We start from the raw sequence: 13,547 nt of genomic DNA, 5'->3' as shown, positions 1-13,547 counted from the left end.
CTAGCCGATTTAGTGAAAGCTCTCAGGTAAACTCAGTATCAATGCTGACAAAGGTAGTAATAGGGCCTTGTCTGACACTTTAAATCTAACTGAGGTGATAACCGTAGATTCACCAAGATTTTCAGTGGTCAATAGTTCCCCCATCGGCTGGGATGGGGGAATTTCTTGCTGCTTTTTTATACCCAAATAGCAAAGTAACGAGTTTCCTGTATAGCGAAAAATATTATGACTTCTCTAACTCAAAAGATTAATTTATTCATACTCATTATTAGTCAAGCGATCGCCCAAATATTTGGTTTCGGAGGAATTGCGATCGCCCCAGCCAAAGGGCAGTCAATTATACCTGCTGCCGATGGTACAAATACTACAATTACTCCTAGCAACAACCAGCTAGATATTAGCGGGGGAACACTTTCCAGCGATGGTGCCAATCTGTTCCATAGTTTTCAAAAGTTTGGTTTAGATCCCAACCAAATAGCCAATTTTCTCTCTCAACCCAGCATTAAAAATATTTTAGGGCGGGTAGTTGGTGGCGATCCTTCCATCATCCACGGTTTAATTCAAGTTACTGGCGAGAACTCTCACTCTAACCTCTTTTTGCTTAACCCCGCCGGCTTCATGTTTGGCTCGAACGCTAGCTTAAATGTACCAGCTGACTTTACTGTTAGTACAGCCAATGCTATTGGGATTGGTAACAATTGGTTTCAGGTATCAGGTACTAATGACTACGCTAGTTTAATCGGCAACCCCACAACCTTTTATTTCAATACATCGCAACCAGGAAGTATTATTAACCTGGTTAACTTGACAGTAAGTGAAGGTAATTTAAACTTACTAGGTGGTACAGTAGTTAGCACCGGACAGCTATCAGCACCAACAGGTAATATTACCGTTGCCTCAGTACCTGGACAAAATCTGGTACGCATCAGTCAAGCTGGTAATTTATTGAGTTTAGAGATTCCCGCCAACGCCCCTACATCGGGAAATATTTCTGTAGCCACATTAGCCAAATTATTAACTGGTACAGGTGCAGAAAATAATCATGACTTAATAGTTAATAGCAACGAACAGGTGCAAGTAGCTGCTTTTGGGATTCCGGTGAATTCTGGAGATGTAGTCGTCAAAGGAGTGACAGCACAAACAGCCACCTTTGACGCAACCCAAAATTTAATTTTGCCAGAAAGCCAACTGCAAACAAGTGGAGATTTAAATTTATTAGCGAAAAATACTGTTTTGGTGCGTGATAGTGTCACCAATCCTTTTTTAGCCCAAGCTGGAGGCAATCTTTACATCCAGGGAAATCAAAATATTGATATTCTCGCCTTCAATCATCCACAGACATTTTTTGGTACTACTGGTGGAAATATTACCTTCGACAGCGCTGTTAGTTTAGGGGATAGTGCTGCCACTATCACTACTGGTTCTGGTACAGGTAATATCAGCTTTAACAGCACTATTAATGGGTCGGAAGATTTAACACTGACTGCGGGTACAGGTAATATTACTTTAGGTGGCGCAGTCAGTGGAATAGCCCGCTTAAGTGTCAATGCTGCCAATACCAATGTTGCTAATAACATTACTACCACAGGCACTCAAACATTTAATAGTCTCGTCACCTTGACTGGCGGTGGTAGTAAAACCTTCAACTCCGGTAATAGTAATATCACCTTCAACAACAATATTAATGGTGCCAGTTCGCTGAACTTAAATGCCGGCACCGGGGATATTAGCTTTGGTGGCACAACCACAGTCAGTGGTTTAAGTGTCAATGCTGCCAATACCAATGTTGCTAATAACATTACTACCACAGATACTCAAACATTTAATAGTCTCGTCACCTTGACTGGTGGTGGTAGTAAAACTTTCGACTCCGGTAATAGTAATATCACCTTCAACAACAATATTAATGGTGCTGGTAATTTAACTGTAGATGCAGGTAGCGGTAATATAAATGTCCCTAGTAATATCACTACCACAGGCACTCAAACATTTAATAGTCCCGTCAAGCTGACTGGTAGTGCCACAACCTTTAATTCTGGTAATAAAGATATCATCTTTAACAATACTATTGATGGTGTTGGTAATTTAACTGTAGATGCAGGTACGGCAAATATTAATATCGCTGATAACATCACTACCACAGGTAGTCTACTATTTGATAGTGCTGTTAATTTGATAGGTATTGCTGTAAATACCTTCAACGCTGGTAATATTACCTTTAACAGTACGGTAGATGGTAATAACGATTTAACTCTCAATGCCATTGCAGGAAATATTAGCTTTGGTGGAGCAGTTGGTGGCACAAACCCCTTGAATAGCTTAATTACCAATGCTACTAACACTAATGTTGCTAATAACATTAGTACCACAGACAGTCAAAGATTTAATAGTGCCGTCAACCTTACTGGTAGTGGAAGTAAAACATTCACTTCTAATAATGGTGCGATCGCTTTTAATAGTTCCTTAGCAGCAGGTAATAACAATCTCACGCTGACAGCAAACGAAATTAACTTTTCATCAACTTCTAGTCCAGTCAGCGGTTTCGGTAACCTGAAACTTCAACCCTTCACACCTAGCCAAAATATTACCTTAAATGGTGATATTGATAGCAGTTTACAAACTTTAGACTTGACGAAAACAGATATTGGTAGTTTAGCAAATGGCTTTGCTGCAATTACTATCGGACGTAGTAATGGTACTGGTACAATTACAATCAACCCCGTCACTTTCTCCGATCCAGTTAATATTCAGTCTCCCGGTGGGAGTATCATAGTTAATGGGCTAATTGAAGGTACAAATAATGCTTCTGTAACTTTCAGTGGTAATACAAATCTCAACGCTAGCATTACCGCTGCTGAAGGGATTACTTTTGAAAAACTTGTATCATTAGGCTCAGTCGCTAATATAAATTTAAATTCTAGTAATGGTAGCATCAGCTTTAAAGATGCTGTGAGTGGTGCTAGTAATTTAACTGTAGATGCAGGCACAGCAAATATTAATGTCGCAAATAACATTACTACCACAGGTACTCAACAATATAACAGCGCTGTCAAATTAACTGGTAGCGCCACAACTTTTAACTCTGGTAATAACGATATTAGTTTCAAAAATACCGTTGATGGTGCTAGCAATTTAACTGTAGATGCAGGCACGGCAAATATTAATGTCGCAAATAACATTACTACTACAGGTACTCAACAATATAACAGTGCTGTTAAATTAACTGGTAACGCTACAAATTTTAACTCTGGTAATAATGATATTTCTTTCAAAAATACTATTGATGGTGTCAGCAATTTAACCGTTGATGCAGGCACAGCAAATATTAATTTTGCCAATAACATTACTACCACAGGTACTCAACAATATAACAGCGCTGTTAAAATAACTGGTAACGCCACGACTTTCAACTCTGATAATAATGATATTACTTTCAACAATACAGTTGATGGTGCCAGCAATTTAACTGTGGATACAGGCACAGCAAATATTAATGTCGCAAATAACATTACTACCACAGGTACTCAACAATATAACAGCGCTGTCAAATTAACTAGTAGCGCCACAACTTTTAACTCTGGTAATAACGATATTAGTTTCAAAAATACCGTTGATGGTGCCAGCAATTTAACTGTGGATACAGGCACAGCAAATATTAATGTCGCAAATAACATTACTACCACAGGTACTCAACAATATAACAGCGCTGTCAAATTAACTAGTAGCGCCACAACTTTTAACTCTGGTAATAACGATATTAGTTTCAAAAATACCGTTGATGGTGCCAGCAATTTAACTGTGGATACAGGCACAGCAAATATTAATGTCGCAAATAACATTACTACCACAGGTACTCAACAATATAACAGCGCTGTCAAATTAACTAGTAGCGCCACAACTTTTAACTCTGGTAATAACGATATTAGTTTCAAAAATACCGTTGATGGTGCTAGTAATTTAAATGTGGATGCAGGAACAGCAAATATCAATCTGGCTAATAATATCACTACTACAGGTACTCAAATATTTAATGGTGCTGTCAAATTAACTGGTAACGCCACGACTTTCAACTCTGGTAATAATGATATTTCTTTCAAAAATACTATTGATGGTGTCAGCAATTTAACCGTTGATGCAGGCACAGCAAATATTAATCTGGCAAATAACATTACTACTACAGGTACTCAAATATTTAATGGTGCTGTTAAATTAACTGGTAACGCCACGACTTTCAACTCTGGTAATAACGATATTAGTTTCAAAAATACCGTTGATGGTGCTAGCAATTTAACTGTAGATGCAGGCACAGCAAATATTAATCTGGCAAATAACATTACTACTACAGGTACTCAAATATTTAATGGTGCTGTTAAGTTAACTGGTAGCGATATAACTTTCAATTCTAGTAATAACGATATTAGCTTTAATAATACCGTTGATGGTGCAAGTATATTAACCTTAAATGCTGGCATAGGAAATATCAACTTCGGTGGTGCTGTAGGTAAGACAAATCCATTGATTGGCTTAAGTGTGACATCTGCAAATACCAATGTTGCTAGCAGCATCAATACTACAGGTAATCAACTATTTAATAGTTCCATTAACTTAACTGGTAATGAAGAAAAAATATTTAATTCAGTTAATAGCGATATTACCTTCAATAACGCTGTTGATGGTGTTGGCAATTTAACTATAGATACGGGTACAGCCAATATTAATGTTGCTAATAATATCACTAATATAGGTAATCAACAATTTAATAGCGCCGTCAAATTAACTGGTGATTCAATCATTTTCAACTCAGGTAATAACGACATTAGTTTCAATAATACTATTGATGGCGCTAGTAATTTAACTGTAGTTGCAGACACAAGAAATATCAGCTTCGGCGGTGCAGTCGGTGAGACAAACCCATTGAATAGCTTAAGTGTCACATCTGCAAATACCAATGTCGCTAACAATATTACTACCACAGGCAATCAATTTTTTAATAGTTCTGTTAACCTGACTGGTACTGGGAATAAAACATTCACATCTAATTCTATTAATGGTGCGATCGCTTTCAGTAGTTCCTTAACAGCAGGTAACAATAACCTGACGCTGACAGCTGACGAGATTAATTTGCCATCAACTGCTAATTCAGTCACTGGTAATGGTAACCTGAAACTTCAACCCTTCACATCTAGCCAAAATATTACCCTAGGTGCTGCTAGTGATAGTTCTTCTTTAGATTTGACAACAACAGAACTTAGCACCTTAGCAAATGGCTTTGCTGCTATTACTATCGGAGATGATAACGGTACTGGTGCAATTACAATTAACTCTGCAACTTTCAACGATCCAGTAAAAATTCAGTCTCCTAATGGAATTATCACAGTTAATGGCGCAATTACAGGTATAGATAATGCTTCTGTCACCTTAGATGGTAATACTACTCTCAACGCTGGGATTACTACCAATAATCAAGCGATCGCCTTTACAAAACCAGTATCATTAAGCACAGATACTAATATAGCTATCAATTCCGGTAATGGTAACATCAACTTCAACAGCACTGTAGATGGCGCTGGTAATTTAACGCTGAGTGCGGGTAGCAGTCAAATTAGCTTTGATAGCAATCTCGGTGAAATAACGCCCCTAAATAGCTTAAATATTACTAATGCAGGTAACAGTATTTTTAAGGGTAATATTACCACGGTAAGTAAAATAAACATTAACAGTCCGATAACTTGGGAGAGTACAGGTAGCAAATTTGTCAATGCTGGGACAGGTGCGATCGCTTTTAATAATAGTTTGCAAACCAGCAACAACCTCACGATTGCTGGCGGTGAAATTGTTGTCAGTGGCAATATTACAACTAATAACAATTCTGCGATCGCTCTTTTAGCAAATCAGAATGTTAATACTAGCAACATTTTTACAGATGGTGGAGAGATTCAAATTACTAGCGAAAATAGCAACATTAAAACGGGTAATTTACATTCAAATACAGATATCAATGGCGATGGCGGTAATATTAACCTCACAGCACTGGGTAATAATACAGGAGCGATCGCTACGGGAAATATTAATACTAATACTAAGTCTGGCAACAGTGGTACAGTTACTATTCAGGCAAAAGATAGCATTAATGCTGGAGCTATAAATACTAGTTCCGACATTGGAGATGGTGGCTCGGTAAAGCTAGATCCAGATAACGATATTCAGGTGCAATCAATTAATGCCCAAGGTGGCATCAGAGGTATAGGTGGTAATGTAGATATTAAAACTCGACGTTACTTTCGCGCTACAGACACCTTTACAGATAAAAATGGTATTCCAGCCAGCATTTCCGCACTAGGGGGAGTAGGTGGCGGTACAATCAAAATCGATCACGGCGGTGATAGTGTAACACCATTTTATGTAGGTAGAGCCTCGATCAACGGCACGACTGGAGCTATTACTACGGGTTTAATTAATACGATTTTACCCCTAGAATTTTTCCCGAATAGTGAAACTAGAGGCAATATTCAAATTATCACTCAAGGACGAGTAGTACCAGGAAAAGATGAATTAGCTACATCTCAAATAGTAATCAATAATAATGTTAATTCTGGTAATACTTCCGCTATTGCCAACATAGAAGATGCGGAAACTAGACGCATTGAATCATTGCTAAATCTAGATAATGTGCGTATTAAAACACCCCAAGAAATCACTAATGAACTAGGGCAAATTCAGAAAAAAACTGCTATCAAATCTGGGCTTGTGTATGTAGGGTTCAGACCTAAAAACTATAAACTCAATGCACAAGATGGGCAACCAGAGTCTCACGATAACGACCCCTTAGAATTATTCATGGTTACACCTAGCGGCAAATATATCCGTCCGCAAATACCAGCAGGCGTAACTAGAGGAAATATTCAAAAAGTAGCTGAAGAATTTTATAAAGAAGTATCTCTCAAAGAAACACTAGATTCTCGTCCCGATCTCCAGAAAGCTAGCACCACAAGTTATAAAAAATCCGCACAACAACTGTATCAATGGTTAATTGCACCTCTGGAAACTCAATTAAAACAAGAAGGTATTGGGAATGTATTGTTTGTCATGCGAGATGCGCGTTTGCGATCGCTTCCCATAGCTGCACTAATGGATGACCAAGGTAAGTTCTTAGTTGAAAAATATAGTGTGGGCATGATTCCCACTTTTAGTCTGATTGATAGCAACTATATTAATCTCAAAAACTCCCAAGTCTTAGCAATGGGATCTGAGAACTTCGATCCAGGCCCAAACAATGAAAATCCAGTCACCGAATTAGTTGGCGCACCCATAGAAGTTGAAACCATCGTCAATCAGGTATGGCGCGGTCAGGGTAAAGTCATACTTAACAAAGAATTTACCAGAGAGCGTCTCAAAAAAGAACGCGCTCAAACACCGTTTGGTATTATCCATCTAGCAACTCATGCCATTTTTACACCAGGAGAAAAGCCGGAAGACCCGATAAATTCATACATCCAACTTTATAACGAACAGCTCAAACTTACTGAAGTCCAAAACCTAGGCTGGAATAACCCACAAGTAGAATTATTAGTCCTGAGTGCTTGCGAAACTGCTTTTGGCGATGAAAAATCACAGCTAGGTTTAGCCGGATCGGCAGTAAAAACCGGGGTTAAGTCAGTTGTTGCTAGTTTATGGCAAGTATCAGATACAGGAACTCTTGGACTGATGACAGAATTTCACCGCCAGTTACAGACTCAACCCACTAAAGTAGAAGCACTGCGACAAGCACAGCTAGCAATGATTCAAGGTCAGGTAACAATAGATTCTGAGGGCAAAAACTTAATTATCGGCAATAGCGATTTAACTATCCCACTAGCAAAAATTGCTGTCAGTAGTTCAGAAGCCAAGCAATTAATTCTCAAACATCCATTTTTCTGGGCACCATTCATTATGATTGGTAGCCCCTGGTAGTATCTTAAATAGATCCCACACTCCTGAGGGTTTAGCAGTGCTAAACCCCGGATACAGATGTAATTTATTCTTAATACATATTTAGTAGTTTTTGTCAACGTATAATATCAAGTGCGGATGATTACTGATAAAAAAATTACCAACATAATTACGAATTAGTAATTATCTTGAAGTTCTTGGATAAAAGACTGGGCTAGCTTTGAGCAATTTGTGCGTCCTTGTTGACTACAAAGTGTGTCAGCTTTCTCGAAATCTTGAATCGCCTCTTGTCTGGAGTTAAGTGCTTTGTAGATCCGACCCCGATTGAAGTAAGCTTGAGCAAAGTCTTTTTTATGTTCAATTGCTTGAGTGAAATCGTCAATCGCTGCTTGTGCTTTGTTTTGAGCGGCTAGGGCGTTACCTCGACCATCATAGGCGATCGCGGCAATCTCCGGTTTATTGGTAGCGAGTTTCAGGGCTTGGTTGTAATCCGCGATCGCTTTTTCGTACTCTTGAAACTCAATATAAAAAACACCACGACTAATATAAGCCTGAGGATCGTCGAGATTCAGGTCTATCAACTTGGTCAAATCCGCCAGTGCGCCATCTTTATTTTTTAAGTTACGCCGAGCATTAGCGCGATTGAGGTAGGCATCAGCATACTTGGGATTAATTTCAATCGCTTTAGTACATTTCGCTTCAGCTTGCTGGGGCTGCTGTAAAAGCAGAAGCGCTGCACAGAGGCGAGTATAAGCTTCAAAGTAATTCTCCTTTAATTCAATCGCCTTACTGGCATCTTCCGCAGCACGCTGATAGTTGTTAGCCAAAAAATGAGCATTTGCTCTTTGGTAATATGCTTCTGCATACTTATCATTGAGCTTGATTGCTTCATTAAACTCTTTAATCGCTTCCGACTTATCTTTGTGTAATTTTTCCAGTCCCCGTTTATAAAACGGCAATGCTTTGGTTGTGGGTAGCTGATGATAAACAGCAAAACCAATTCCTGCAACTACAATTACTGCTGCTACTCCCTTGACAATGGACGGTTTGAATTTAATTTTTAACTGTGGCTGATTGTTTGGAGTGATTTTTGTTGGTGTTGGCGAGAAACTTGGAGAATAAGCAGGTATTTTACTCAAATCAGCCAGGACTTCATTAGCTGATTGGTAACGTCTACGCCAGTCAGTCAATACCATTTTATCAATCACGTCTGCCAAGGCAGGGCTGACTGCTACTTGATTGCGCCAAACTATTTCACCAAGATTAGGACTGGTGTTATCGCGCAGTTTTGTTAAATCGTGCGCAGGTAAACCCAACAGCGCTTGGATAGCAATCATACCCAAAGCATAAATATCGCTATTATATTGGGGAAAACCATGAAATTGTTCCATTGGCATATAAGCCGCAGTACCAATAGCCGCTGTCGGTGTCAATTGTCCTTGGGGAATTTGCGAGCTGATGTCTTTGACTGCGCCAAAATCAATTAACACCAATTTTCCATCAGCTGAGCGTCTCATCAAATTAGACGGTTTAATATCTCGATGAATCACTCCTTGTCCGTGTACAAATACCAAAATTGGTAAAACTTCTGTCAATAACTGGAGAACTTGCTGTTCGTTCCAACGTTGGTGAGGCTGAATTTCTTGGTGTAAAGGATGACCATCAATTAATTGCTGAACCAAGTAAAATTCTTTTTCTTGCTCGAATTCCGCTAATAAAGTGGGAATTTGGTCGTGTCTACCCAATTTTTCTAATATTTCTGCTTCTTTTTTAAATAACCGACTGGCGGCATTTAAAGCTAAGGGATCTTGACTGGAGTAGCTGAGCTGCTTAACCACGCATTGGGGTTGAGTTGGACGCTTGAGATCTTTTGCCAAAAAGGTTTTTCCAAAGGCCCCTCCGCCCAAGACTTGAACAATTTCGTAACGTCCGTCCAAGAGTTGACCGATCATGGTATTTTTGCTGCTACTATTAGCTAATTTTAACACTTAGAATAATATTTCGTACCGAAATAAAAATCAGCGATCGCGATCGCTTTTATCTTATTTTCGCCAGATAAGTTGAAAAATAAGATATTTGGACTATCTTATCCGTAATGTGACTAAAGTTGCCACAAAAATTGTATCTACTGATACATGGGTATTTATAGCTTGATTGCCATTAGTCTCTTCTATGACGATTGATCAAGACTGAAATCCTTACTCATCACTAATGACCAATGACAGCCCTAGCTAGTTATCTTTAATTACCCAACCTAGTTAATTATGGTAAATATTTTTGCACTACACTCCAACCAGTGAGTGATACCCAAGCAAAACCTATAAACAACAGAATATTGATAGTGACATGTAAATTTCTTACCCAAGGTCTTTCTGGGCTAATTTGTGTAGCACTTAAAGCAGAAAGCAAAACTAAGACAACTACTATTAATCCAGCAGCCAAGTGTGATGAATGACCCAGGGAACCAAAATGACCTAAAGTACCAATAATCCCAATGGCCAGCAGTAGCAGCACTAAGCTGACCATAGTAATACCCATAGTAAAGTGAAGCGATCGCATTCCCCCAAGTCCGCGATGAAACAGAGGTAAACTCGGAGGTTGTTGCAAATTCCTCGCCTTATACATCCAAAAGCCAGTCGTCGCCAACATCAAATATGCCAGCAAGGATAACCCCATCGACCAAGCCGCTATTTTCCACAACCAAAGAAAAGAAGGCAAATTCATACATTGATTGTAGAGTACAACGCGGATTAGGAGGCAGGGGGCAGGGGGGATGAGTAATGAAATTTTAGATTTTGGACTTCGTCGTGAGCGCTCAGTCGAGCGATTTTGGATTTTAATTTTAAATTGAAATCCAAAATTGCTTTCTCCAAAATCCATGCATTCTTTTCAATGCCCAATGCCCAATGCCCAATTAACAAAAAAGGCTGCTGAACCCAGCAACCCCAAAATTTGAGAAAAAAATTTTTTTAATCAATTGATGCTAAACCAGCTACTGATAAAGGTTTTGTTGTATCTTCAATTTTTGTATTAATTGGTTGCACCATTGGATTTTTATGAATAGAGTCTATTGCTACATCTGAGCTGCTACCCGACTCATAAGTACCATGCTCATTAATTGCTAAACGAATACAAGGAATAGTATCCGATAAAATTGCACTTGCCATCATCCCCGTATGAATCTCCATTTGAGCTTCTCTAGGGGCTTCAAACACGAGCCGCTGTCCAGGAAAAACAACCCTTTCAAAATACCAATTGGCAATATTAGAGATGCGGGCAACCTGGATTTTGCTCGTGGCATTTACGTAGCAGCAGAGAATTGTCCCCGATTGCTCAGGTGGTAGTGGATCTAGTATTTGAGCCATAACTGCTGAGGAGCTTTACGCCACAATTTTACATTACACTAGCAAAACTAACACTTGGCGATCCCCACAAGCTGTAACTCCGACTACCAACTGCACATTTCTGCATTATTTCTATCTAAAGATAGGTGTCCAATATAAAATTTTTGTAAATATCTATGTATTTTGTAATATTATACACTATAAAGGAAGTTTTTAATATTGATTTTTTGACAAAAGAATTGCCATTTCCTCAATCTTCCTCAATCAAAGTCATGCAGGATAGGGCATGGCGATGATCCCCAAACCGCTGCTTAGCAGTCGCAGTGAATTTTTGCTGTTATCTCTAGCAACAGCTAAACATGAGGATTTATCGCTTAATGAAGAAGCTGAATGTTATGGTAAAGCTATATGAAATATATCTTTATAAAACCAATCTCATGGATGTCTTAGCTATGAGATGCATAGCAATTATAGCTATTTCCCTGGTTACCACGAGAGGGTTGACTTTGAGCGGACGAGAGCTAAAATCTCCAGCGCGATCGCTATCAAAGAAAACAAGCACAACTTACACAGACAGTTAAATACTGGATGTATTTTTCACTTTACTTTCCCCAAAAAAACGGCAAGATGGCAGTTGACGCAAGCACAATGGAAAATCGAATTCTTTACGTTCGCCTTCCCTGTAACCCCATCTTTCCCATTGGGGTTGTCTACCTAAGCGATCACGTTCACAAACAATTTCCCAATATCGAACAACGTATTTTTGATTTGGGGTCTGTACCACCTTTAGATTATGCACCCGCCCTAGAGCGATGCATAGATGAATTTAAACCTACACTATTGGTATTTTCTTGGCGAGATATCCAAATATATGCTCCCGTTGGTGGTCGTGGTGGTAATCCTTTACAAAATGCCTTTGAATTTTACTATGCGAAGAATCCCTTAGTGAAATTACGTGGCGCTTTCGGTGGGTTGCGAATTTTCATCGCTTACTACGTAGAAGTATGGCGGAATCTGGGATTAATTAAACGCGGTTTAAAACGCGCCCAAAAATATCAACAATCCGCCCGTGCAATTGTCGGTGGTGGTGCAGTTAGCGTCTTTTATGAACAGTTGGGTAAAAGTTTACCCTCAGGGACAATTATCTCTGTAGGCGAAGGGGAAACTCTGTTAGAAAAATTTTTAAGTGGTAAAGAGTTTCGGGATGAACGCTGCTATGTTGTGGGTGAAACTCAGCCCCGACAACGGCTAATTCACGAACAACCCACCCCACTAGAAAAATCTGCCTGTAACTACGACTATATCGAAAGCATCTGGCCGGAATTTAACTATTATCTCCAAAGCCAAGACTTTTATATTGGTGTGCAAACCAAACGCGGCTGTCCCCATAACTGCTGTTATTGTGTATACACCGTAGTCGAAGGTAAACAGGTAAGGATTAATCCCGCAGATGAAGTTGTGGCGGAGATGCGCCAATTGTACGATCGCGGAATTCGCAATTTCTGGTTTACTGATGCTCAATTCATCCCCGCCAGGAAATTTATCGATGATGCAGTAGAACTGTTACAAAAAATCGTCGATTCTGGGATGACAGATATCCATTGGGCAGCATACATCAGAGCCGACAACTTAACACCCCAATTGTGCGACTTAATGGCGAAAACCGGGATGAATTACTTTGAAATCGGGATTACCAGTGGTTCTCAGGAACTCGTGCGGAAAATGCGCATGGGCTATAACCTGCGTACTGTCTTACAAAACTGTCGCGATTTAAAAGCTGCTGGTTTTAATGACTTAGTTTCCGTTAACTACTCCTTTAACGTCATTGATGAACGTCCCGAAACCATCCGCCAAACCATCGCCTATCACCGCGAACTCGAACGGATTTTTGGCGCAGATAAAGTTGAACCAGCGATTTTCTTTATTGGCTTACAACCCCATACCCACTTAGAAGAATATGCCTTTAAACAAGGTATTCTCAAACCAGGGTATAATCCCATGAGCTTGATGCCTTGGACAGCCAAAAAACTCCTTTGGAATCCAGAACCCCTTGGTTCCTTCTTTGGCGAAGTCTGCTTACAAGCTTGGCGACAAAACCCCAATGACTTTGGGCGTGAAGTCATGAACATCTTAGAAGAGAGATTGGGTTGTGCTGATTTAGAAGCAGCACTATCTGCGCCAATAGAGAAAAATGAGAAACAGTTGGTAGGTGTTTAAGCCTCGTTAATCTGATATTGATAATCTCCCGAACTGAATTCGAGAGATTATCAGTAA

6 protein-coding genes are annotated in these 13,547 nt (G+C 39.4%); 3 read left to right on the top strand and 3 right to left on the bottom strand.

What is annotated here, in order from left to right:
• Positions 1-225: 225 nt before the first annotated feature.
• Complete coding sequence (locus H6G41_RS01230) at positions 226-7,950, top strand: CHAT domain-containing protein (RefSeq protein WP_190742829.1); 7,725 nt, start codon at positions 226-228, stop codon at positions 7,948-7,950.
• A 155-nt stretch (positions 7,951-8,105) separates the two neighbouring features.
• Here H6G41_RS01230 and H6G41_RS01225 read toward each other — a convergent pair whose 3' ends face one another.
• The 3 genes from H6G41_RS01225 to H6G41_RS01215 form a co-directional block, all read right to left on the bottom strand.
• Positions 8,106-9,881, bottom strand: coding sequence for a serine/threonine-protein kinase (locus H6G41_RS01225; protein ID WP_190742827.1), 1,776 nt, complete (start codon positions 9,879-9,881; stop codon positions 8,106-8,108).
• A gap of 310 nt (positions 9,882-10,191) precedes the next feature.
• Complete coding sequence (locus H6G41_RS01220) at positions 10,192-10,653, bottom strand: DUF4079 domain-containing protein (protein WP_190742825.1); 462 nt, start codon at positions 10,651-10,653, stop codon at positions 10,192-10,194.
• Positions 10,654-10,898: 245 nt separating this feature from the next.
• Complete coding sequence (locus tag H6G41_RS01215) at positions 10,899-11,294, bottom strand: DUF1830 domain-containing protein (protein WP_190742823.1); 396 nt, start codon at positions 11,292-11,294, stop codon at positions 10,899-10,901.
• A gap of 265 nt (positions 11,295-11,559) precedes the next feature.
• On the opposite strand from H6G41_RS01215, the gene H6G41_RS35610 reads away from it, so the two are divergent.
• Positions 11,560-11,685, top strand: a complete 126-nt coding sequence (locus H6G41_RS35610; protein ID WP_277877981.1) for a hypothetical protein — start codon at positions 11,560-11,562, stop codon at positions 11,683-11,685.
• 215 nt (positions 11,686-11,900) lie between these two features.
• Positions 11,901-13,490, top strand: a complete 1,590-nt coding sequence (locus H6G41_RS01210) for a photosystem II high light acclimation radical SAM protein (RefSeq protein WP_190742821.1) — start codon at positions 11,901-11,903, stop codon at positions 13,488-13,490.
• Positions 13,491-13,547 lie beyond the last annotated feature (57 nt).

The sequence above is a fragment of the Tolypothrix sp. FACHB-123 genome (assembly GCF_014697075.1).
Lineage (GTDB): Bacteria > Cyanobacteriota > Cyanobacteriia > Cyanobacteriales > Nostocaceae > Aulosira.
The sequence above is the reverse complement of the archived record's forward strand: the minus strand, read 5'-3'. Positions and strand labels throughout refer to the sequence as shown.